The sequence below is a fragment of the Bacillus mobilis genome, assembly GCF_001884045.1.
GTDB classification, from domain to species: Bacteria; Bacillota; Bacilli; order Bacillales; family Bacillaceae_G; genus Bacillus_A; species Bacillus_A mobilis.
This window is the reverse complement of record NZ_MACF01000136.1, coordinates 1-24380: the sequence shown is the minus strand read 5'-3', so window position 1 is coordinate 24380 and position 24380 is coordinate 1. Positions and strand designations below refer to the sequence as shown.

Annotated in this window: 22 protein-coding genes and 1 pseudogene; 18 read left to right on the top strand and 5 right to left on the bottom strand. The window is 36.5% G+C overall.

From position 1 onward, the window contains the following. Positions 1-84 precede the first annotated feature (84 nt). The 9 genes from secA (at position 85) to BAQ44_RS26285 (ending at position 11790) form a co-directional block, all read left to right on the top strand. On the top strand, positions 85-2592 hold the full coding sequence (secA, locus tag BAQ44_RS26325; protein WP_061679328.1) for a preprotein translocase subunit SecA: 2508 nt from the start codon (positions 85-87) through the stop codon (positions 2590-2592). A gap of 134 nt (positions 2593-2726) precedes the next feature. Continuing rightward, a protein-coding gene (gene prfB / locus BAQ44_RS26320; protein WP_097863750.1) for a peptide chain release factor 2 occupies positions 2727-3825 on the top strand; the annotation gives its coding sequence in 2 pieces (ribosomal slippage) (positions 2727-2798 and positions 2800-3825; 1098 coding nt in all). A 584-nt stretch (positions 3826-4409) separates the two neighbouring features. Next, entirely contained in the window at positions 4410-4733 is a 324-nt protein-coding gene (cccB, locus tag BAQ44_RS26315; protein WP_000727965.1) for a cytochrome c551, read from the top strand. Positions 4734-5050: 317 nt separating this feature from the next. Next, positions 5051-5737, top strand: a complete 687-nt coding sequence (gene ftsE / locus BAQ44_RS26310; protein ID WP_071724655.1) for a cell division ATP-binding protein FtsE — start codon at positions 5051-5053, stop codon at positions 5735-5737. After that, positions 5727-6620, top strand: coding sequence for a permease-like cell division protein FtsX (gene ftsX / locus BAQ44_RS26305; protein WP_000645023.1), 894 nt, complete (start codon positions 5727-5729; stop codon positions 6618-6620). The genes ftsE and ftsX overlap by 11 nt, the downstream gene beginning before the upstream one ends. Positions 6621-6738: 118 nt before the next feature. Further along, on the top strand, positions 6739-8175 hold the full coding sequence (locus BAQ44_RS26300; RefSeq protein WP_080349976.1) for a S41 family peptidase: 1437 nt from the start codon (positions 6739-6741) through the stop codon (positions 8173-8175). A 109-nt stretch (positions 8176-8284) separates the two neighbouring features. Further along, on the top strand, positions 8285-9469 hold the full coding sequence (locus BAQ44_RS26295) for a PDZ domain-containing protein (protein ID WP_116758421.1): 1185 nt from the start codon (positions 8285-8287) through the stop codon (positions 9467-9469). A gap of 228 nt (positions 9470-9697) precedes the next feature. After that, positions 9698-11413, top strand: coding sequence for an ABC transporter ATP-binding protein (locus tag BAQ44_RS26290; RefSeq protein WP_071724650.1), 1716 nt, complete (start codon positions 9698-9700; stop codon positions 11411-11413). A 65-nt stretch (positions 11414-11478) separates the two neighbouring features. Continuing rightward, positions 11479-11790, top strand: coding sequence for a heavy metal-binding domain-containing protein (locus tag BAQ44_RS26285; protein ID WP_000637523.1), 312 nt, complete (start codon positions 11479-11481; stop codon positions 11788-11790). A gap of 113 nt (positions 11791-11903) precedes the next feature. Here BAQ44_RS26285 and BAQ44_RS26280 read toward each other — a convergent pair. The 4 genes and pseudogenes from BAQ44_RS26280 to BAQ44_RS26265 all read right to left on the bottom strand — a co-directional run. Further along, a pseudogene (locus BAQ44_RS26280) lies at positions 11904-12563 on the bottom strand (ATP-binding cassette domain-containing protein); the annotation flags it as partial. Next, positions 12557-13102 carry a flavodoxin family protein gene (locus BAQ44_RS26275; protein ID WP_071724649.1) on the bottom strand — a complete coding sequence of 182 codons (546 nt, stop codon included), beginning with the start codon at positions 13100-13102 and terminating at the stop codon, positions 12557-12559. The gene BAQ44_RS26275 and the pseudogene BAQ44_RS26280, both read right to left, overlap by 7 nt. A 4-nt stretch (positions 13103-13106) precedes the next feature. Continuing rightward, positions 13107-13475: a MerR family transcriptional regulator gene (locus tag BAQ44_RS26270; RefSeq protein WP_001219208.1), complete on the bottom strand. Its 369-nt coding sequence runs from the start codon at positions 13473-13475 to the stop codon at positions 13107-13109. A gap of 51 nt (positions 13476-13526) precedes the next feature. Further along, positions 13527-14420, bottom strand: a complete 894-nt coding sequence (locus tag BAQ44_RS26265; RefSeq protein ID WP_071724647.1) for a LysR family transcriptional regulator — start codon at positions 14418-14420, stop codon at positions 13527-13529. A 152-nt stretch (positions 14421-14572) separates the two neighbouring features. Between BAQ44_RS26265 and BAQ44_RS26260 the strand changes: the two genes are divergently transcribed. From BAQ44_RS26260 to BAQ44_RS26225, 8 genes are all read left to right on the top strand, one after another. Next, entirely contained in the window at positions 14573-15595 is a 1023-nt protein-coding gene (locus BAQ44_RS26260) for a YeiH family protein (RefSeq protein ID WP_061679318.1), read from the top strand. A gap of 235 nt (positions 15596-15830) precedes the next feature. Continuing rightward, a complete protein-coding gene (locus BAQ44_RS26255; protein WP_061679317.1) occupies positions 15831-16028 on the top strand; it encodes a helix-turn-helix transcriptional regulator in 198 nt (65 codons plus the stop codon). A gap of 11 nt (positions 16029-16039) precedes the next feature. After that, a complete protein-coding gene (locus tag BAQ44_RS26250; RefSeq protein WP_071724645.1) occupies positions 16040-16429 on the top strand; it encodes a hypothetical protein in 390 nt (129 codons plus the stop codon). A gap of 18 nt (positions 16430-16447) precedes the next feature. Then, positions 16448-16669 carry a hypothetical protein gene (locus BAQ44_RS26245; RefSeq protein WP_029440982.1) on the top strand — a complete coding sequence of 74 codons (222 nt, stop codon included), beginning with the start codon at positions 16448-16450 and terminating at the stop codon, positions 16667-16669. Beyond that, on the top strand, positions 16666-17058 hold the full coding sequence (locus BAQ44_RS26240) for an ATPase (RefSeq protein ID WP_071724643.1): 393 nt from the start codon (positions 16666-16668) through the stop codon (positions 17056-17058). The genes BAQ44_RS26245 and BAQ44_RS26240 overlap by 4 nt, the downstream gene beginning before the upstream one ends. Positions 17059-17075: 17 nt before the next feature. Beyond that, on the top strand, positions 17076-17303 hold the full coding sequence (locus BAQ44_RS26235) for a hypothetical protein (protein ID WP_000524124.1): 228 nt from the start codon (positions 17076-17078) through the stop codon (positions 17301-17303). 100 nt (positions 17304-17403) lie between these two features. Continuing rightward, positions 17404-18165, top strand: a complete 762-nt coding sequence (locus tag BAQ44_RS26230; protein ID WP_071724641.1) for a MerR family transcriptional regulator — start codon at positions 17404-17406, stop codon at positions 18163-18165. After that, the gene (locus BAQ44_RS26225; RefSeq protein WP_071724639.1) at positions 18162-18782 is read left to right on the top strand and encodes a hypothetical protein; all 621 of its coding nucleotides are present in this window, start codon (positions 18162-18164) and stop codon (positions 18780-18782) included. The genes BAQ44_RS26230 and BAQ44_RS26225 overlap by 4 nt, the downstream gene beginning before the upstream one ends. Positions 18783-18802: 20 nt before the next feature. Here the strand turns inward: BAQ44_RS26225 and BAQ44_RS26220 are convergent, their stop codons facing one another. Then, positions 18803-20215, bottom strand: a complete 1413-nt coding sequence (locus BAQ44_RS26220; RefSeq protein ID WP_084669648.1) for an HTH domain-containing protein — start codon at positions 20213-20215, stop codon at positions 18803-18805. Between the two features lie 218 nt (positions 20216-20433). Between BAQ44_RS26220 and BAQ44_RS26215 the strand changes: the two genes are divergently transcribed. Then, positions 20434-24380, top strand: a 3947-nt coding sequence (locus BAQ44_RS26215) for a leucine-rich repeat domain-containing protein (protein ID WP_071724632.1), incomplete at its 3' end; no start/stop codon positions are given.

The following is a 24380-nucleotide window of genomic DNA, read 5'->3' as shown; positions in this document are numbered from 1 at the left end:
TGATTTTTATAACGACTGATTGTAATAGAAAAAGAAAAAACAATCGGAAGTTTTATTTTAATAAAAAAGAGGAGCGTATTTCCTATGATCGGTATTTTAAAAAAGGTATTTGATGTAAATCAACGCCAAATTAAACGTATGCAGAAGACAGTTGAGCAAATTGATGCATTAGAATCATCTATTAAGCCACTAACAGATGAACAATTAAAAGGAAAGACGCTTGAATTTAAAGAACGTCTAACAAAAGGTGAGACAGTAGATGATCTACTACCTGAAGCTTTTGCGGTTGTTCGTGAAGCTGCGACTCGTGTTCTTGGAATGCGTCCGTATGGCGTACAGTTAATGGGTGGTATTGCCTTACATGAAGGGAATATCTCTGAGATGAAAACGGGTGAAGGTAAAACGTTAACATCTACATTACCTGTATATTTAAATGCTTTAACAGGAAAAGGTGTTCACGTTGTTACAGTCAATGAATACTTAGCACAACGTGATGCGAACGAAATGGGACAACTTCACGAGTTCCTTGGCTTAACAGTAGGAATTAACTTAAACAGTATGTCACGCGAAGAGAAACAAGAGGCTTATGCTGCTGATATTACGTATAGCACAAATAATGAGCTTGGATTCGATTACTTACGTGACAACATGGTTTTATATAGAGAACAGTGCGTTCAGCGTCCACTTCATTTTGCTATTATCGATGAAGTCGATTCTATCTTAGTCGATGAAGCGCGTACGCCGCTTATTATTTCAGGACAAGCACAAAAATCAACAGAGCTATATATGTTTGCAAATGCATTCGTTCGTACATTAGAAAATGAAAAAGAATATTCATTTGATGTGAAAACGAAAAATGTAATGTTAACAGAAGATGGTATTACGAAAGCTGAGAAAGCTTTCCATATTGAAAACTTATTCGATTTAAAACATGTAGCACTTCTTCACCATATTAATCAGGCGCTTCGTGCACACGTTGTTATGCATCTTGATACAGATTATGTTGTACAAGAAGGCGAAATCGTAATTGTAGACCAATTCACTGGTCGTCTTATGAAAGGTCGTCGTTATAGCGAAGGTTTACATCAAGCTATTGAAGCAAAAGAAGGCGTAGAAATTCAAAATGAAAGTATGACACTCGCAACAATTACGTTCCAGAACTATTTCCGTATGTATGAAAAGTTATCTGGTATGACTGGTACAGCGAAAACGGAAGAAGAAGAATTCCGTAGTATTTACAATATGAATGTTATCGTAATTCCAACGAACAAAGATATTATTCGTGATGACCGTGCTGATTTAATCTTCAAATCAATGGAAGGTAAATTCAATGCAGTTGTTGAGGATATTGTAAATCGTCATAAACAAGGGCAACCTATTCTTGTTGGTACAGTTGCAATTGAAACGTCAGAGCTTATTTCAAAAATGTTAACACGTAAAGGTGTACGCCATAACATTTTAAACGCGAAAAACCATGCGCGTGAAGCAGATATCATTGCAGAAGCTGGTATGAAAGGTGCTGTAACGATTGCGACGAATATGGCTGGTCGTGGTACGGATATTAAGCTTGGAGACGATATTAAAAACGTTGGTCTAGCAGTTATCGGTACAGAGCGTCACGAAAGTCGTCGTATTGATAATCAGTTACGTGGTCGTGCTGGTCGTCAAGGGGACCCTGGTGTAACGCAGTTCTACTTGTCTATGGAAGATGAACTAATGCGCCGCTTCGGTTCTGACAATATGAAAGCGATGATGGATCGTCTTGGTATGGATGATTCACAGCCAATTGAAAGTAAAATGGTTTCTCGTGCGGTAGAATCTGCACAAAAACGTGTAGAAGGAAATAACTATGATGCACGTAAGCAGTTACTGCAGTACGATGATGTACTTCGTCAGCAACGTGAAGTTATTTACAAACAGCGTCAAGAAGTAATGGATTCTGAGAACTTACGCAGTATTATTGAAGGTATGATGAAATCCACGGTAGAACGTGCTGTTGCGCTTCATACTCAAGAGGAAATTGAAGAAGATTGGAACATTAAAGGTCTTGTTGACTACTTAAATACAAACCTTCTGCAAGAAGGCGATGTAAAAGAAGAAGAGTTACGTCGTCTTGCTCCAGAGGAAATGAGCGAGCCAATTATCGCGAAATTAATAGAGCGTTACAACGACAAAGAAAAGCTTCTGCCAGAAGAGCAAATGCGTGAGTTCGAAAAAGTTGTTGTATTCCGTGTAGTAGATACGAAATGGACAGAGCATATTGATGCGATGGATCACCTTCGTGAAGGTATTCATTTACGTGCTTACGGTCAAATTGATCCACTTCGTGAGTATCAAATGGAAGGGTTCGCAATGTTCGAGTCAATGATTGCTTCTATTGAAGAGGAAATCTCTCGTTACATTATGAAAGCTGAAATTGAACAAAACTTAGAGCGTCAAGAAGTTGTCCAAGGTGAAGCTGTTCATCCATCTAGTGATGGCGAAGAGGCGAAGAAAAAACCAGTTGTAAAAGGTGACCAAGTGGGCCGTAACGATTTATGTAAATGTGGTAGTGGCAAGAAATATAAAAACTGCTGTGGCATTGTAAGCTAATAAAAAATGCGGCTGCTGAATTCAGCTTGTTTTGCAAATTATAATAAAAAGGATTAAACTCTCTCCCTAGTAAGTGGAGAGAGTTTCCCTTGTTTTCATACGAAAGTAACAGCAATTACATAGAGGTGAAGGAAATGGAATTAGTAGAAATTAGACAAGAATTAGAGAAAATGGCTAAGAGATTAGCGGCTTTTAGGGGGTCTCTTTGACCTTCCTACTAAGGAAAAACAAATTGCAGAATTAGAAGAGACAATGATGGGTGCTGGATTTTGGGATGACCAACAAGGCGCACAAGTTGTAATTAACGAAGCTAATGCACTGAAAGAGATGGTTGGAAAGTTCCGTCAGTTAGATGAAACATTCGAAAATTTAGAAATCACGCATGAGCTTTTAAAAGAAGAGTATGATGAAGATTTACATGAGGAGCTTGAATCGGAAGTGAAAGGCTTAATTCAAGAAATGAATGAGTATGAGCTTCAGTTACTACTAAGCGATCCTTATGATAAAAATAACGCGATTTTAGAATTACACCCAGGTGCTGGTGGAACAGAGTCACAAGACTGGGGTTCTATGCTATTACGTATGTACACACGTTGGGCTGAAAAACGTGGATTTAAAGTAGAAACGGTTGACTACTTACCAGGTGATGAGGCTGGTATTAAGAGTGTTACTTTATTAATTAAAGGTCATAACGCTTACGGTTACTTGAAAGCAGAGAAAGGTGTACATCGTCTTGTGCGTATTTCACCATTCGATTCTTCAGGCCGTCGTCATACATCGTTCGTATCTTGTGAAGTTGTACCTGAGTTCAATGATGAAGTTGAAATTGAAATACGTTCAGAGGACTTGAAAATTGATACGTACCGTGCAAGTGGTGCAGGTGGACAGCATATTAATACGACAGACTCAGCAGTTCGTATTACACATACACCTACAAACACAGTTGTAACGTGTCAGTCAGAGCGTTCACAGATTAAAAACCGTGAGCACGCGATGAAAATGTTAAAAGCGAAATTATACCAAAAGAAATTAGAAGAGCAACAAGCAGAATTAGATGAAATTCGCGGTGAACAAAAAGAAATCGGATGGGGTAGCCAAATTCGTTCTTACGTATTCCACCCGTATTCTCTTGTGAAAGACCACCGTACAAATACAGAGGTTGGTAACGTGCAAGCAGTTATGGATGGAGAAATTGATCCATTTATTGATGCTTACTTACGTTCTCGCATCTAATAAAGTGAAACTTTAATCAGTGGGGGACATCCCCACTGATTATTAGCCTTCACCAATCGGGCTTTTACGGACAGTTGATTCCGCACCTAACTTCTTTGCTTTCGCTGAATTTTGAGTTGGGGATCTTACTGCCCGTTAATGCGGGGTAAGTGAAAAAAAGCCAACAGAGTTGTCGGCGTATGCTGAGGGTAATCGAGGATATAAAGAATTTGATTTTATTTCTATAAATGAAGTAAAGAGGAAGAGAAGTTGGAAACGACAACTTCTCTTTTTGATGGGATTATATGTAGCATATAATGTTGTATATTGTTTTGTAAAAAGAAGAGAATAGTAAAACAGAGCGGCAATAGAGTAAGACTTTAACAGAATTTTTCTGATTTTCTGTTCAAAAAGAATTCTTTATAGAAGTTTTTACGTTGTTCACAGAATTGAAACAACTTATGAAAGCTTTATATTATCAGGATTCTTACTGTATTTTTGAAGAATATGAAATATACCTTAGTTTTTCTATATAAAGATAATGCTTATAATGAAAATGAGTGTGTTAGGAATGAAAAGAATATCAACAATGGGGAGCGATAGAAGTGAAAAAGAAATTGTTGGCTATTGCGCTAGGAACATCAGTTGTTTTTGCTTTAGGAGCATGTGGAAATAAAGAAGAGAGTAAGCCTTCGAAACAATCTGCAAGCACGGATAGCGCAGAGCAAATTTACCAAAAAAGTTGTATAGGCTGTCATGCGAAAGATTTATCGGGAGCAACTGGACCAGATTTACGAAAAGTGGGACAGAAATATGATGCAGCAGAGATTGAAAAGATTATTGAAAAAGGTCGCGGTTCCATGTCACCAGGAATTATTCAAGGTGAGGATGCGAAAAAAGTAGCTGAGTGGTTAGCTGAACATAAATAAAAAGGGTAAAATGGACGAGTTGATTACATAATCTTATCCCAAAATGATTTTGGGTAAGAACTATGGCAGCTCGTTTCCTTTTTTTGGAGTGTAACATAACTGTAACAAAATTGTATCCGAACTGGAAACCGTTTGATGTTACAATGGGGTTTGTAGAATTTTGCTGAAATATATTACATAGTAGTATTGCTTATAAAAAGATTGTAAGTAGACTACCTTCAACAAGAGTGGTTAAGCGAGAATAAAAGGTTATCTTTTATTTTTAGATGTACAGAAAAGTATTTCGAAAAAAATCATTAAGTATTGGGTGATAAATAATGATAAAAATGACGAATGTTTATAAGGAGTACCCGAATGGTATGAAAGCCATTGCTGGTCTCACAGTTAACATTAAACAAGGTGAGTTTGTATACGTAGTTGGACCGAGTGGAGCCGGGAAATCTACATTTATTAAAATGATGTATCGTGAAGAGAAGCCATCTACAGGATCGATTAATGTAAATGGACTTGTTATTGAAACATTAGCAGAAAGAGATGTTCCATATTTCCGTCGTCAATTAGGCGTAATTTTCCAAGATTTTAAATTGCTACCTAAGTTAACGGTATATGAGAATGTTGCGTTTGCCTTAGAGGTAATTGAAGAAGAAAAAGAAGCTATTCGCGAGCGTGTAACAGAAGTTTTAGGTCTTGTAGGTCTTGAAGATCGTGCAGACGCACTTCCAAGTGAACTTTCAGGCGGAGAGCAGCAACGTGTTGCGATTGCGAGAGCAATTGTTAATAGACCAAAGGTTGTAATTGCCGATGAGCCAACAGGTAACTTAGATATTGAAACAGCTCTTGATATTATGAAGATTTTCACACGCATCAATGAACGCGGTACAACGATCGTTATGGCGACACATAACGCAGATATCGTAAATACAATCCGTCATCGTGTAATCGCGATTGAAGGCGGAAAAATTGTTCGAGATGAGATTGAGGGAGGATACGGATATGAAGGCTAAGACCCTTAGTCGACATTTGCGAGAAGGTGTAAAGAATCTATCACGTAACGGATGGATGACGTTTGCTTCTGTTAGTGCAGTAACAGTTACATTATTACTTGTAGGTGTCTTTTTAACAGCGATAATGAATATGAACCATTTTGCGACGAAAGTAGAGCAAGATGTAGAGATTCGTGTACACATTGATCCAGCAGCAAAAGAAGCTGATCAAAAGAAATTAGAAGATGATATGAGTAAGGTTGCAAAAGTAGACTCTATTAAATATTCTTCTAAAGAAGAAGAGCTAAAACGCTTAATTAAAAGCTTAGGTGATAGCGGAAAAACGTTTGAGTTATTTGAACAAGATAACCCACTTAAAAACGTATTCATTGTAAAAGCAAAAGAACCAACAGATACAGCGACAATCGCGAAAAAGATTGAGAAAATGCAGTTTGTAAGTAATGTTCAATATGGTAAAGGGCAAGTTGAAAAATTATTTGATACTGTAAAAACAGGACGTAATATCGGTATTGCGTTAATTGCAGGTCTTTTATTCACAGCGATGTTCTTAATCTCTAACACAATTAAAATTACAATTTATGCTCGTAGTACAGAAATCGAAATTATGAAACTGGTAGGTGCAACAAACTGGTTTATTCGTTGGCCATTCTTATTAGAGGGATTATTCTTAGGAGTATTAGGATCAATTATTCCAATTGGCCTAATTCTAGTTACGTATAATTCATTACAAAGTGTGTTTAACGAAAAACTTGGCGGAACAATTTTCGAACTTCTACCATACAGTCCTTTCGTGTTCCAATTAGCTGGTTTATTAGTGTTAATCGGGGCTTTAATCGGTATGTGGGGAAGTGTAATGTCAATTCGTCGCTTCTTAAAAGTATAAAAAGTTGCAAACATAATTCGTACAAGCTTATCATATAGTAGAAATAGGTAAAGGCATCACACACTGTGTGATGCCTTTTGCTACACCACCTGTGTGTTTTGGAAAGGGGAATTCCGCATTGAAACGTAGAGTTGCAATTATTGGAATGGTTGTTGCATTTTTAATTGGTGCTGGCGGAATGTTTGCAGGTATGTCTTTATTTGGGGTTAACCCAGCAGAAGTAACGCAAACAATTTCGAGTGGAAACGCTAGCACCGCGCAAGGGAATTTGGCAAAAATTAATGAGGCGTATGCACTAATTGATTCACGTTATGTGGAAGACGTGAAGGATGACAAGTTAGTCGAAGGTGCAATACAAGGCATGTTGTCTACGCTGAAGGACCCTTATTCCACGTATATGGATAAAGAAACGGCTAAACAGTTTAGTGAATCACTTGATCCTGAGCTAGAGGGGATCGGGGCTGAGGTGAACAAAACGGACGGTAAGCTTATTATCGTATCTCCAATTAAAGGCTCACCGGCAGAAAAGATTGGAATTAAACCGAATGACCAAATTTTATCTGTAGATGGAAATAGTGTGAAAGATTTATCACGTGAAGAAGCAGTATTAAAGATTCGTGGTAAAAAAGGAACGACTGTCGCGATTGAAATTAAGCGTGCAGGAGTAGCTGATCCGATTGTATTTAAAATTAAGCGTGAAAAAATTCCAATCTTCACTGTGTTCAGTTCTGTGAAACAAGAGAGCGGAAAAGATATCGGTTATATGCAAATCACTTCTTTTGCTGAAAATACGGCGAAAGAATTTAAGGATCAGTTAAAAGAGTTAGAGAAGAAAAATATCAAAGGCTTAGTTATTGACGTGCGTGGTAATCCTGGTGGCTACTTAAATAGTGTAGAAGAGATACTAGGGGAAATTATGACGGATAAAAAGCCGATGCTACAAGTAGAGCAACGAAATGGTGAGAAAAAGAAATTCTCTACGGAACTGAAAGAGAAAAAGCCATATCCAATTTCAGTATTAATTGATAACGGAAGTGCTTCTGCCTCAGAGATTTTAGCGGGTGCGCTAAAAGAGGGAGAAGGTTACGATTTAATTGGTGAAAAAACGTTTGGTAAAGGCACTGTTCAGCAAGCTGTTCCATTTAAAGATGGTAGCAACATTAAATTAACGATGTTTAAATGGTTAACACCGGATGGAAACTGGATTCATAAAAAAGGAATCGCGCCAACAGTAGAAGTGAAGCAACCAGATTATTATCATGCTACACCAATTCAAATTGAAAAAACACTTTCATACAATTCAAATGATGTGCAAGTAAAACACGCGCAAGAAATGCTTAAGAGCCTAGGATATGTACCGGGGCGTGAAGATGGATACTTTAGTAAAGAGACAGAATCAGCGCTGAAAGCATTCCAAAATGCGAATGAGATGGAAGCGACAGGACAGCTAGATAAAAAGACAGCTGAGGCGATTCAAACTAAAATTATTGAAAAAATCCGTTCTGGAGAAAATGATCTACAATTACAGTCCGCATTAAAATTAATAGCGAAATAAAAAGAAATACAGGCAGTTTGCTGCCTGTATTTTTTTGTGTTAAACAAACGTTTGTCTAGTTATGATAATATAAAAAGAAAGAATGATATAAATGGTGGTGAATGGGTTCGTGGAGGCATGGATTTTTGAAATAATGCGGGCAGTTGGACGTTTTTTCTTACACCCTGCTGTCTATGTATTTTTAATAAGTAGTATCTTCGTTGGATACTTACGTATGTTACGTGAACGAAAGGATTTTTCCTTTAAAGTTTATGATATTTGGTTTGAACTGCGAACATCTCTATTCGCAGGAGTTAAATACGGATTAATCGTATCTATTATTACGATTGGACTTGGACTTGTTGTTTCTAAAGCAAGCTTATGGGTCATCTTATTATGGACGTTTCTATTTGGATTAACTTCTATGTATCGATATTTATCAGTAGCTTATACGTTTAGTATCGCGATTGTATGCGTTCTATTATCTTCTAAGCTACCAGTTTCCTTCTTACAGCTTGGAGAGGGTGAAGAGAATACGATTGTATCTCTTGCTATTTTACTAGGCGTCATGCTCGTTGTAGAGGGCTTGTTGATTTCTAAAAATGCAGTAGGATATTCGACGCCGAAGATTAGGAAGGGTAAGCGCGGATTAAAGATTGGTTTACACGAATCAAAGCGTTTATGGATCGTTCCTATTTTTATTCTTGTACCAGGTGACGCGGTAACACAATTTATTTCATGGTGGCCTGTCGTTTCAATAGGTTCAGATACATATTCTCTATTCCTCGTTCCATTTTTAATTGGATTTATGAGAAGGATTAGAAGCTATGAGCCAACGGAAGCTTTATTATTTACAGGAAGACGTGTGTATGGATTAGCAGGACTTGTGCTTGTTTTAGGAATCGCAAGTTATTGGTGGCACGTACTTGCCATTATCGCGATGGGAGTTGCGATGCTTGGACGTTTCACGATTTCCATGCAAGAAAAAATTGCCGATGAAACAAGACCGGCGTATTTCGCTGCACGTAATGATGGACTTGTTGTATTAGATACAATCCCAAATACAATTGGGGCAGAGCTGAATTTGCTGCCTGGAGAAGTGATTACGAAAGTAAATGGAGTCATTCCAAGAAGTGCTGAGGAATTTTATGATGCGCTTCAAACGAAGACGACAGGAGCATTTTGTAAGTTAGAAGTATTAGATACAAATGGAGAGCTTCGCCTTGCCCAAACGGCATTATACGCTGGGGGACATCATGAATTAGGTGTTGTGTTTGTTCAGCAGGAGCATGAGTGGGATTCGGAAGCGATGTAATAGAAGAAAGGGTATCACCTTGTGGTGATACCTTTTTTGGTTGTGAGGGGGTGGGGGTGGTAGTAAATGAGATTTGTATCGGCGATTATTCAAATATATCGACTTTCCGGCAAAAAACGACAACTAGCGCAAACATTCTTTTTAGTTTCATAGACGGATAACTTGAATAATTATTTGATAATGGTTATCATTTAGAGGTGTTTTAATTTTGGAAAATGGAGGTAAGATATGCTACGTAAATTTTTTTCTTACTATAAACCGTATAAAGGTTTATTTATACTCGACTTTTCTTGCGCAGTTGTCGCAGGGTTATTAGAACTTGGCTTCCCGCTTATCGTAAATCAATTTATTGATAAGTTATTGCCAGGGCAAAACTGGACGCTTATTTTATGGGCTTGTTTCGGTTTACTTGCAGTGTATATTTTAAATGCAGGCTTACAATACGTCGTTACATATTGGGGACATATGCTTGGCGTTAACATTGAAACGGATATGAGGCAGAAATTATTTGATCACATTCAAAAGCTATCATTCAGATTTTTTGACAATAATAAAACAGGTCATTTAATTTCACGTCTTACAAACGACTTAATGGAAATTGGGGAAATTGCTCACCATGGGCCAGAAGATTTATTTATCGCTGTTATGACTTTAGTTGGGGCATTCTCATTTATGATGATGATCAACTGGAAGTTAGCGTTATTAACGTTCTTCGTCATTCCATTCTTATTATGGTTAGCACTTTACTTCAACAAAAAAATGACAGGTACGTTTAGACGTTTATTCTCAGATGTTGCTGATTTCAATGCATGTATTGAGAACAACGTTGGTGGTATCCGCGTTGTACAAGCATTTGGAAATGAAAAGTTTGAGAAAGAGCAATTTGCTGTTAACAACGCTCGTTTCCGTACAACGAAATTAATGGCCTATAAAATTATGGCGTTAAATTCGTCGATTAGTTATATGCTCATGCGTCTCGTAACGCTATTCGTCTTAATATGCGGTACATGGTTTGTTCTGCAAGGTGAATTAACGTACGGTGGATTTATCGGATTCGTTTTATTAACGAATATTTTCTTCCGTCCAATTGAAAAAATTAATGCGGTAATTGAAAGCTATCCGAAAGGAATCGCTGGTTTTAAGAGATATGTAGAGCTTCTTGAAACAGAGCCAGATATTGTAGACTCTAAAGATGCGATGGAAGTTAAACATGTACATGGTGATATTCAATATAGCAACATTACGTTCGGATATGAAAATAAAGACCCGATTTTAAATGATATTAGTTTGAAAATACATGCAGGTGAAACAGTTGCGTTCGTAGGACCATCAGGAGCAGGGAAAACAACGTTATGTAGTTTACTCCCACGCTTTTATGAGCAAGCATCTGGTTCAATCCAAATTGATGGTATTGATACGAAAGATATGACGTTATCTTCACTTCGTAAGCAAATTGGAATTGTGCAGCAAGATGTGTTCTTATTCTCAGGAACAATTCGTGAAAATATCGCTTACGGAAACTTAAAGGCGTCAGAAGCTGAAATTTGGCAGGCAGTAAAACGTGCGCAGTTAGAAGACTTAATTTACTCACAACCAGACGGTTTAGATACTGTTATCGGTGAGCGTGGTGTGAAACTTTCTGGTGGACAGAAGCAACGTCTAGCGATTGCTCGTATGTTCTTGAAAAACCCGCCAATTTTAATATTAGATGAAGCGACTTCTGCATTAGATACAGAGACGGAACTAGCGATTCAAAAATCACTTGCTGAACTATCTGTCGGCCGTACAACATTAGTTATCGCCCATAGACTTGCAACGATTAAAAATGCAGATCGTATCGTCGTTGTAAATAAAGATGGTATTGCAGAACAAGGTTCGCATGATGAACTAATTGAGCAAGGCGGAGGATATAGCCGCTTATATGAAGCTCAGTTCAGTTCGTAAATATAATTTCTGCTGAATTAGTGCACCATAAGTAAGTGAAAATCTTATATGGGAGGCTATGAAGCATGATTGTAACAACAACGTCTACAATTCAAGGGAAAGAAATTATTGAGTATATCGATATCGTCAATGGAGAAGCGATTATGGGCGCGAATATCGTTCGTGACCTTTTCGCTTCTGTCCGTGACGTTGTCGGTGGTCGTGCAGGCGCTTATGAAAGTAAATTAAAAGAAGCGCGCGACATTGCAATGGAAGAGATGAAAACTTTCGCAAGACAAAAAAATGCGAATGCAATTGTTGGTATCGACGTGGATTATGAAGTAGTTCGCGAAGGAATGCTAATGGTTGCAGTGAGCGGGACTGCTGTCCGTATTTAAAGTAAAAAGCCGTGCTGATGCACGGCTTTTTACTTTTATTGATGCTATTCTATGTCGAAGCTTCAATATTTCTTGGGAAATGTGGAAGGCCTTGTCGACATATAGGGAAGACTTTAGAGCGCTTCTTTACATTTCCGGATTTGAATTAATAATGTTTCGTATTCTTGTTCGAGAGATGGGATATCATCATGATGATTTCGTATGGAAATTCGGCCGATGATTTCTGTTAATTTTGTTTGTAATCGTAATAATTCTTGTTCAGTAACGTTTACAGAATCCCCAGTCGTTCTTTTGGTGTATTGCTCGTAATTACCGTGGAATACTCTAGGTTCACTCTCATCTACTTGTAGAATATGGTCGGCAACAGAGCGAATAAAGGCACGGTCATGGCTAATGAAAAGTATTGTGCCAGGATACTCTTGTAACATGCTTTCTAATTCTTCTTGTGTTGCTAAGTCTAAATAGTTTGTCGGTTCATCAAGCAGAAGCATATTATAGTTTCCTAAAAATACTTTTGCGAGTGCAACCTTCATTCGTTCACCACCGCTTAGAACGTGCACAGGTTTATGAACATCTTCACGGCGGAATAGGAGCCTTGCAAGTATTGTTCGAACGAACGATTCAGTATAATTTGTTTCTTCTAGAACGTTTTCTAAAATAGTTTTATCTGTTTTTAAAATGGATAATGTTTGTTCGAAGTATCCAATTTTACAACTTTTTGAAAGCTGCATGCCACGCTCGTTTGCGAGGAGCATGTTGAACAAAGTTATTTTTGCTTGTGATTTTTGAATTCGTTATTATACAGTTGTGCCTTTGCTAGTGCTTCAGCATCATTTTTGATTTCATCCAATCCATTCGCATCCCCAATAACATACCCTTCAAATGATGAACCAACAAAATCAAAGATGTATTGAAACTGAGCGATAAGCGGTAATGCTTTCAGCTTTGGATTGTCTCCGCCAACGATGACAACGTACATTTTTTTGTCTTTCATTTTTTCTTTGAAATGAAGGGATGTATCACGCAAGCTTTGTGACCAGCGATCGACGAAGTTTTTCATATGACCGCTCATTCCGTACCAGTATAGCGGTGTAGCAAAGATAATTGTGTCGTGCTCTAACATATGCTCGATTAACTGCTCGTAGTCATCATTTACAGGTTGGAATCCTTCTGCATCATGGCGCTGATCTATGATTGGGTGGACGATATGATTACGCAAGTAAATTTGTTCTGTTTCAATTCCATCAATCACCATATGTGTTAAAGCTTCTGTATTTCCGTTTTGTCTTGAACTGCCATGTATAACAAACATGTAATCATCCCTTTTCTTTTGTTTGCTTTAGGAGTGAAACGTGTTTTTGCAAATTCGTTTGAATGCTAGAAAGTAATGAGATTTGCTTCGTTACTTCATTAAGTTTATCTTCATAAAGCGTAAGGATACTGCTGCAAGGATTTTCGTACAGGTGCGGCTCTATTTCGAGGCAGCGCAGCATCCTTTCCGTCTCTTCTAAATTTAAGCCAATTTGTAAGTACATTTGAATAAGCTCCACCTTTTCAATGGCACTTTCATCAAAGTCACGGTAGCCATTTGCAAGGCGCTTAGAAGGGAGTAATCCCTTTTCTTCATAATGTCTTAGTGATCTTTCGCTAACCCCGGTTTCTTTTGATAATTCTCCAATTCGCAATGTGTTTCACTCCCTTTACATGTATTGTAAACCTTCACACTAATGTGAAGGTCAATGCTGTTTTTTCGCAAAAGAGTCTACATGATTTAAAAACACCTGAATGGCTTTAGACAGGATGAAGTATTTGCCGCGCACGATGGAGAATGGGCGAATTAGTTGTTCATTTGGAACTTCGACGTGGAATAGCTCTTTTGCCAGTAGCTCTTTTCGTACAGTCCAATCAGAAAGTATAGCGATGCCAAGCCCGGCACTAACTGCTTCCTTTACGCTTTGGATACTACTAAATGTAAAGAATCGTTTCATTTTCAAATGGTGTTGATGAATAAAGCGGTCACTATAAGCGCGTGTACCAGAACCACTTTCTCTTAATACCCATACTTGATCTTGGAGTGTACTTTCATTTATTTCATTTGTGCGGAGCAGTGGATGATTTGGAGGGACGACGAGCTTCATTTCATCTTGCATAAACGTTTCAACGTCAACATCGGCGTATACGACTTGCCCTTCCACCAAGCCAATATCAATTTGATTAGAGCGAAGGCTTTGCAAAACGTCTTCTGTATTTGAGATAAAGGTATGAACTTCGACGTGTGGATTTTCATTCGCATAGTTAGCCAGTATTTTTGGAAGTAAGTATTCGCCAATTGTAAAACTAGCGCCGATGCGAAGATTTCCTGTTACAACGTTATGTAGTTCGTTAATTTCTTGCTTAGCATCTTCATAAAGAGAGAGCATTTGCTTAGCATGTATATATAATATGTTTCCAGCCTCCGTTACTTGAACGTGCTTCGGAGAGCGCTGAATAAGTGTAGTGCCAAATTCGTTTTCTAAGTTGCGTATATGCATACTTACGCCGGGTTGTGAAAGGTTTAATAATTCTGCTGCACGGGAGAAGTGTTTCTGTTCAACGACAGTAACAAAAATTTTTAAAATGTCTACGTTCATGTAATGGTCTCCTTTCGTTTTTCTTTCATCTTATCATAAGTATTTCTGATGATAGAGATTCAATATTGATATTAAACTTATTATAGAAACTCTCTTATAATGTAAGTAGAAAGAACATGCATGTTCCAATACGATTATTGGAGTGGTTCAAAATGGAACAAACACTTGTTATACAAAAGAAGAAGGGCTTTGGATTTTCGCAAGGAATTGGGATTACACTATTAATCGCAATTGCGGCGAAATATTTAGCAGAGCTTCCGTTTTTAAATATTATGGGACAATTAGTCATTGCTATTCTAATTGGGATGGTTTGGCGTGCGGCAATTGGAGTCCCGCAAGAAGCGATAGCTGGAACGAACTTTGCGAGTAAGAAGTTACTTCGCTTCGGGATTATCTTACTTGGAATGCGATTAAATCTTGTTGATATTGCGAAGGCAGGGCCGAAAGTATTGGTCATCGCAGCGGTTGTTATTACATTTACGATTTTCGTTGTATATGGACTAACGAAAGTATTTAAAGTAGAGAAGAAGCTAGGGATTTTAACAGCGTGCGGAACTGCAATTTGCGGCGCGGCTGCGGTCGTGGCAATTGCGCCGCAAGTGAAGGCGAAAGATGAGGAAACGGCAGTCGGCGCAGCGATTATTGCAATTTTAGGTACAATATTTACACTTATTTATACGCTATTATACCCAGTGCTTGGCTTCTCACCGTACGGTTACGGTGTATTCTCAGGTGCGACGCTGCACGAAATCGCTCATGTCATCGCAGCTGCGGCGCCAGGAGGAAGTACGGCTGTAGACATCGCAGTTATCGTGAAATTAACGCGCGTAGCAATGCTTGTGCCAGTAGCGATTTTAATTGGATTATGGTTTGGTAAGAGTGAAGGAAGCGAGGAAAAAAAATCGTGGCGCGACCTTCCGATTCCGTGGTTCATCTTCGGATTTTTAGCGATGAGTGCAGTGCATTCGCTCGGGGTTATACCAGAAGTTGTTGCTGGATACATTGTTGTCATTGCTTATATGCTTATTGCAATGGCGATGGCGGGGCTTGGTTTAAATGTAGAGTTTAAAACGTTCCGTAAGTTAGGAAGTAAAGCATTCATGGCGGGGCTAATCGGCTCGGTTTGCCTTTCTATTCTTGGATACGTTCTTGTATATGCGTTAGGATTTATGTAGTAGGAAAAAGCTGCTCCCAAAGGTACTTGGGGCAGCTTTTTCTTATGATTATAGTGCTACGGATGTCGATATATTAAAAAAATCGCCGATAAAAATTGAGTTACGCTTGCTTGTACGTTGTTAGAGAAGATGCTCAGTGAAACGTTTTTCTAAAATTTGTAAAGATATCTTTACTTGTAACTGGAAAATATTTATAATTAAAGTAAAGATATCTTTACTTTCGAAGGTGGAGCTTATGGGTGTGAAAAATACAATAAAAGAGTTAAGAAAGCAACATCATATAACGCAAGTTGAAATGGCAAAGGCGATGCAGGTGACGCGGCAGACAATTGTGGCGATTGAAAACCATCATTATAACCCGAGTCTAGAGTTATCCTTAAAAATCGCCAAATATTTTGGGGTGAAGGTGGAGGAAATATTTACGCTAGAGTAAGGGGAGAAAAAATGGAAGATACTAAAAAGTTATTGATTGGTGCGACTATTGGATTGTTTTTGGGAGACATTGTAGTTCATATTATGAATCCGGCTATACCAATTTTACCGCTCGTAGTGAGTAACGTTTTAGCAATTGTATTTTTGATAGTGTATGCGTATTACAAAAAGCGTAAGTACAAAAAAGAAGAACTTCCAGATATAGATGAGCGAGTAAATGAAAATATAAAAAAATATGTAAATGTCTCATTTGTATTCGCGTTTCTATTGTTTATTGTTTATATTGTTGCGAGTAAAGCAATAGGCAGAGCTGTTATACCAGTGCAAGAAATATTTATGATATGTAGTTCCTTATTTGCGGGTAGTCTTATCATAGGAGTCATGATAGGGAAACGAGCATAGTGATAGGAGGAATGAAAAATGCAAGATGAGTTTGAGAGATTTCAGTCAGATAAAGCGTTTAAATATGTAGGGTTATTTTTTACGATTAGTTTAGCGATATGGAGTTTGTATAATTTAATTGTTGATGGAAATGCTGGTATGCCGTTTGTTTTGTTTGTACTAGGGCAGTGGGTGTATTTTCTTGTGAACTATTGGCCGAAGTGGAAATATAGAAATCAAAAAGAGGTCGATCATGTATGAGTAAACAAGATATTACACGGTTCATAGGAAGTTTATTTTTAGCAGGTCTTATTTTAAATGCGAGTTTAATGATTTTAAGTATTTCGTGGGGAACAATCTTCATATCGAATGTAGCACTAGTCATTTTATATGGCATTGCGGAATATAGAGAACAGAAGCGTTTGAAAGAAGAGGGAGTGCCGTCGATTGATGAGCGAGTCGTGAACAAGATGAAGTCATATTTTACGATTAGTATGACAAGCTTCGTTTTTTTGTTCATTATGTATCTTTGTGTAAATAAGTATTTAGATAGGCAAGTCGTACATGTAAATGAGTTATTATATATTGCTATTTTGGGTTTATTAATAAGTATGGCATCGACGAGTGTGTTAGCAACAAGGAATAGATAGAAAAAAGGGGAACTGGGATGGGATTACCGGTATTATGTGTTGCTACGGCTATTTTTGCTTTGTTTTGGGGAATGCAGAACTTCTCTCGTAATCCAGTACCAAGTATTTGTATTATGCTTGGTACTGTAGGTTTATCATATTATTTATTAGTTTCAGCTCATTATCATAAAACAGCAACGAGTGTTGTTGTTGGAGCACTTATTTTATTTTGTGGGCGCGCTGTACAAAAAGGATTATTTCCGTAAAAGCTGTTTATACAAAGAGTATAAACAGCTTTTTGTATTTTTTTTACAAAAGCCTTGAAAGTTACGTAACGTCATCTTTTATAATGAAGGGGAAGAGGTGATGGTAGTGATTTCAATACAACAATTGACGAAAGAAACAGGGGTAACAGTACGTACATTACGTTATTATGATCAAATAGATTTATTAAAGCCGAGCGGGAAAACAGAAGGTGGGCATCGTTTATATAGTGAAGCGGATGTAATACGTTTGCAGCAGATTTTATTTTTAAAGGAAATGGGATTTTCATTAAAAGAGTCTGCGAATATGTTAGTAAAAGGTGAGCTTAATTTAAAGGATTCACTTGAAAAACAACTTCGATTTGTACAGGAAGAACAAAAGAAATTCAATCGAATGGAGCGTGTTTTACAAGCTGTTGTTTATTCAGTAGATGTGGAGGGAGAACTTGATTGGAAAGTTATGTTTGAACTGATTCAGCTTTCGAAACAGTCGTCTCGTATACGTGAAATATTTCAAAATGAAGTATTTTCAAAGGAAGAACAAAAATTACTTCATAATTTGCCAAATATGAGTGAAGAAGATCCGAATGTTTTAGAGTGGGTAGATTTATTAAAGCAGTTTCGTACTTTTATGAAAGATGGTAAAGAAACTGCAAGTGATGAGGTACAAGGGGCAACGAAGAAATTAATGCAGAAGTGTTTAGAAATGGCTAATGGTGATGAGGCGTTTTTAGATAAGTTATGGGAAGTTAGAAAATCGAAGGAAGATTCACAGAAAATGAGCATGTATCCAATTGAAGAAGAACTTTTATTGTATATGGATGAAGCTTTTCGTATATATGATGAAAAGGAGAGGGATAAATGAGTATACTCGCAGAATATCGTTGGTATTTTTTAATTGGGGCAGAGATTGTATTTTGGTTATCGGCTATCGGTTTCTTTTTACTTCGTTACGGATTCCGTTTGAAGAAGGCAAGCTTTATTATGGGGATTGTACTACTCCTAAATGAAGTGTTCATTTTAACCTTAGGAGTAGTGGATTATTATCAAACAGGGAAGTTCTCTAACTTTCAGATCATTACTGTAATCATTTTATTGTATGCAGTTTTCTACGGAAAAAAGGATTTGAAGAAGCTTGATATATTTGCGCAAAAGCTAGTTGCGAAATGGAGGAATGAACCAGCGCCGGTTATGGAAGAACACATAGAATTAACAGGTATGGCTTATGCGAAGCAGGAAATAAAAAATTGGGTATTACATCTTGTTTTATTCATTGGTGTGCACATATTCTTTTTCTTCGCGTATGGGCTTATTCCATTTGAACAGTGGGGCAATTGGTTAGAGTCAGGAATCGTTTTAAATAAAACTGCGAGTCGAGTGAGCCAAGTGTGGGCACTTATATTTTTAATTGATACAGCGATTTCATTTTCATATGTTTTTTTCCCGAAGAAGGAGAAAGGAAAAGAGAAGCTACTTTCGTAGAGGAAAGTAGCTTTTTTTTGTTATGCGTTTTCTAAAGCCTTTGGAATAATTGAAAAGTCCTGCTCATCAATATCAATTGGGAATGAAATGATAGGGATGTCGCAATCAATATTACTTGGGCATACTCCGATAGAGATGATGCAATCGAAGTTCTGCTTTTGTTCTGTTAGTAAAGAAGATACTTCTCTTAATGTATTGATGCTTGTAACAGAATAGTAAGGTGATAAAGCAGTTAATTTCTTTTTCGCATATAAATCTAAACCGCCGCCTGTTGTGCATAGAAGTAACATCTTTTTAGGTAGCGATTTCTTTTTAGGCTCTGAAATACTAAAGAGATAAGTTGCTAGGTAATTTAATATATGTTCGGAGATCTGCGCATCTTTACCATAGATTAATCTATTTACAATTTTACGGGTTATCGTATAGTAATAAAAAATTTTAGGCTTTAAATCTTGTAATTGTGGATGATAAATATGTATATTTAATCTTCTGAATGTATAAAAACGAAATACGAGCCATTTTAAATCTAGAACAATCTTCTCTTGTGAACATGTGAAAACAAAATGTTGAGAAAGTTCTTCTAAAATGATTGGAATGAACTTATCGAATTTTGTTGTGTTCAGCGGAAATTGATGCTCGAAATGTAGCGCGCTTATTACACAGCAATGTAAATAAATAATCTCAGGGAATAGAAGTTTATTACCTGTTAAATTCTCAATTTGCTCGATAAGGCTAGAAATAGATTCGGCATATGGATTTTTTAATAGAAAGGAAAAATCATGTTCTAAACTTGCAATAAATTGCTTATGGCGATAACGAATAATACATGTAAGTAATAAACAATGGATTCGTTTGTAGCCAATATCAGAAAGTGTACCGGTATTTCTTTCTATTAGTTGTATTGTATATTTTGTTATTGAGATATCTTGTTCGTGAAATAAAAGTTGCAATCCATTACTATACTGTGTAGTTAAATAGGCATAGTGACAAATTAATTTCCTAATACGTAGTTCATCACCTTCTAATCGAATAGGCTGTTTTGTTAAAGTCACATCGCACTCAGAAAACTGAAGGCGAAGTGTTTGTAATAAAGATTGGCAATAACTTTCGCTTACGTTAAGTGTGCTAGCAATCTTTGCTACTGTTAATCCATTTGGATAGTTAAGTATAAGTTGAAGAATTTGAAAAAAGTATAAATCTTGTTTGTTTTGTATGCTTTGTTTTCCTTCTTTTAAATTTAGATGATTAATTTTGATCCCCTTTCCTCGTGAAGATAAAATGATGTTTTCCCCATATGTATTTTTTAAAAGGGTTAAATAATTTGAAACGCTTCGTTTACTGCATTGTAATTCTTCGGATATTTTTTGAACGGTAGTCCAATCGTGTTGGGTTAATAAAAAACTTAATAATTGCTGAATTTGCTGTTGCTTCATTGTCATCGCTACACCTTGTGTATATTTTGGTAAATCAACTAAATTTTAGATTAATATGGATACTTTTGTAAATAATTTTAACTGAATTAATACTCTTCCAAATATTATGAAGTTGCGTTATCTAATGCAAAAACACAATAAAATTCAATACGAAATGTTCGATACAATTCATGTGTTTGTATATATGACAATTCAACTCACGGAGGGGTAGAAGCAAAATGGGTAAGAAAAAAAATAGACACATGAAGAAGATTACATCGACAGTATGTACAATTGGGATTTTGAGTGCATCTGTTACACACGGATATGCTGCGGAGATAAATAATAAACAACAGCAGTATGATCGATTGCAGGTTGCTGAAATGGATAAAGGTTCAAAAAATGATCTTAAACTGGATCTTAATACAATATTCCCAGATAGCGCATTAAAAAATGCTGTGAAAAAAAAGATGGGGATTACTAGCGATGAGGTAACGCCAGAACAATTAAGTAATGTACGTGACGTACTAGATTTAAGTGGTAAAGGCGTTACAAACTTTGAAGGTTTACAATATTTAACCGGATTAAATGCTTTATATATAAAAAATTCTAATCTCACAGAAGTACCTCAACAAGTATTAGAACTAAAAGAATTGAAAATTTTAGATCTATCCCGCAATTCAATTACAACAATTCCAGATAACATGTCCTTTAATAAATTAAGAGTACTAGATTTATCGTATAACAAAATAACAGAAGTACCAGATAGTGTATGGGAGCTACCTAAATTACAAGCGTTACTACTATCGAATAATAAAATTAAAAAAATTCCTGAACAAAAATCTAAGTTTTTAGATCTTCGTATTTTAGATTTGGCTAATAATGAACTGGAAACATTATCTGTAGGTTTATTACATGACTTAGCAAGACTTGAAGTTTTAAATATTCAAGGTGGGAATAATAAAAAGCTAGACTTAGCAGATGTGAAGTTGCTAAAAGGCCTAGTTGGCTTGAAAGTATTAGAACTAAATTCAGATGTAAGCCCTGAAGAGATTAACAAACAACTAAAAGTTGGTGTGTTAAAAGTAAAAGGGAATCAGGTTGGCTTAATTTCAGTGAATGGTTTAACAGTTTTAACATTAAGCGAAAATGATCCGGTATTTACGATGACTGGTGAAAAAAATATGTATATAGAAGCTGGGAAAGCTACCCAAATTCCAACTGGTACAGTTACAGCTACTAAAGGGTTATTAGAGAGTATTACGAAAAAGAATATATTAAAGTTAGATTTATTATCAAAAGAAGTAAATGGTCCATTAGTAGATGGCAAAAATGGGACTATAAACTATAAGACACTAAATACAGGAAAACCTACACCAGGTTCATATATTATTGATTACAATATTTTAGTGAAAAAATCATTCTTAAGCAAAATTCCGCTTATTGGAATATTAGGAGATATATTTGCAGGTGATGTAGAAAAATTAGTCGATACAAGAAACGTAATTGTAGTTGATGTAACATCGCCAACGATTGGTATAGACGAAATTGAAGTTGATGATCCATCTACATTAACAGATGAAAAGCTAAAAGAATTATTAAAGGTTAAAGACGATGTTTCTAAAAATGTTGCAATTCAATATGACAAAGATTTGAAAAACTTAGCATCAGCTGAAGAAGAAGTTACTTTTACAGTTCAAGACGAATACGACAATATTAACGTGAAGAAAGTAATAGTAAAATCTGCTGCCAATAACCAAGCGCCAGAAATTACAGCGAAAGATTCCATTTTAGCTAAAGTTGGAGACGAAGTAGATGTAATAAAAGCATCAGAAGCGAAAGCGATGGATAAAGAAGATGGAATTTTAACGAGTAAAATTCAAGTTGAAGGTACAGTAGATACACAAAAAGTTGGCACGCAAAAAGTTGCATTAAAGGTAACTGATAAACATAATGCGACAACGACTAAAGATGTTGAAGTACGTGTAATTCGTATTAAAGATAAAGTAACAGTAAATCAAAAAGACCTAGATAGTAATAACTTTGATTCTAAAAAACTTGTAGAAGGTTTAAAAAATGAAGATAAGGTAACTACAAAAGTAAATAACGGTAAAATCGAAGTAACCGTAACAGATAAAAATGGTCATCAGGTAACCGGAGATGTAACTCCTGAAATTAATGGAAAACCATCTATTGAAGCAAAAGATAAAGTATTTGTGGAAAAAGATAAAAAAGACTTCGATGTGAAAAAAGAAGCGAAGGTAAAAGTAATTGATGCAGAAGACGGTAACTTAACAGATAAAGCTGTAGTAGAAGGTACTGTAGAGCTAGATAAAACTGGTGAACAAAAGGTAAAAGTGACAATAACAGATAAAGATGGAGAAACAGCGGAAAAAGAGATTACGGTGAATGTCATCGAAATTCGAGATGATATTGAAGTAAATAAAAAAGACATCGTTGACGGTAAAGTCAATGAAGACGCAATCGACAAAACAAAAGTTGTAGAAGGGTTACAAGAGAAAGATAAAGAGGACGTAACAGTAGAAATCACAGTAGACGAAGAGAACGACAAAGGAAAAGTGGCTGTGAAGGATAAAGAAGGAAATGTAGTAAGTGAAAAAGAAATCAAGGTGAAAGTAACGAACGAAAAGCCAGAAATTAAAGTAGAAAAAGAAGAATTGTTCGTAGAAAAGGACAAAAAAGACTTCGACTTGAAGAAAGAAGCGAAAGTAACAGTAATAGATAAAGAAGATGGAGATTTAACGGATCAAGCGGAAGTAAAAGATTTCGATATAAAAACAGTCGGTGAACAGAAAGCGAAAGTAACAGTAACAGATAAAGCTGGCGAAACAGTAAATAAAGAGATTACCGTGAATGTCATTGAAATTCAAGATGAAATCGAAGTAAATAAAAAAGATATCGTTGACGGAAAAGTAAAAGACGAAGCAATCGATAAAGAAAAAGTGGTAGACGGATTAAATAAGGATAGTAAAGAAAAAGTAACAGTAGAAATCACAGTGGACGAAGAGACAGGCAAAGGGAAAGTCACTGTGAAAGATAAAGAAGGCAACGTAGTAAGTGAAAAGGAAGTAAAAGTTAAAACGATAACAGAAATAGCGAAAATCAACGCAGTACCAACGATTGAAGCAAAAGATAAAGTGTTAGCTTTCGTAAGAGATCAAGTAGATGCGAAGTATGTAGTTGAAAAATCAGGAGCGAAAGCAATAGATAAAGAAGATGGCGATTTAACAGCGAAGATTGAAGTAGAAGGCAAAGCTGATACAAGCAAAATAGGCGAAACGAAAGTAAAGCTGAAAGTAACAGATAGCCAAGGCGCAACAGGAACGAAAGAAGTAACAGTGAAAGTTGTGAAAATCAACGAAGTAATCGAAGTGAAAGAAAAAGATATCGTTGATGGAAAAGTAACAGACGACAAAATCGATAAAGAGAAAATCGGTGAAGGTTTAGGCGAGAAAGACAAGGTTGAAATCATCGTTGGAGAAGAAGGTAAAGGAAAAGTTGTCATCAAAGATGAGAATGACGAAATCATCGGTGAAAAAGAAGTAACGGTGGAAGTAAAAGATGATAATAAAGTTATCAACGAAAAGCCAGTAATTAAAGTTGGAAAAGAAGAAGTATTTGTAGAAAAAGATAAGAAAGACTTCGACTTGAAAAAAGAAGCAAAAGTAACGGTAACGGATACAGAAGATGGTGATTTAACGGATCAAGCGAAAGTAGAAGGTTTAGAAATTGGTGAAACAGGTGAACAAAAAGCGAAAGTAACAGTAACAGATAAAGCTGGCGAAATAGTAGAAGCAAATATTACTGTGAACGTAATTGAGATTCAAAATGAAATCGAAGTTAATAAAGAAGATATCGATAAAGGCAAAGTGAAAGAAGACAAAATCGATAAAGAAAAAGTAATAGATGGATTAAATAAAGAAACGAAAGAAAAAGTAAATGTAGAAATTACAGTGGACGAAGAGAACGGCAAAGGAAAAGTCACTGTGAAGGATAAAGAAGGCAACTTAATTAGTGAAAAAGAAGTAATAGTGAAAGTGAAAGACGACCAAGGTGGTAAGGATGACCAAGGCGGCAAAGATGACCAAGGCGGCAAAGATGACCAAGGCGGCAAGGATGACCAAGGTGGCAAAGACGACCAAGGCAGCAAAGACGATCAGAATGG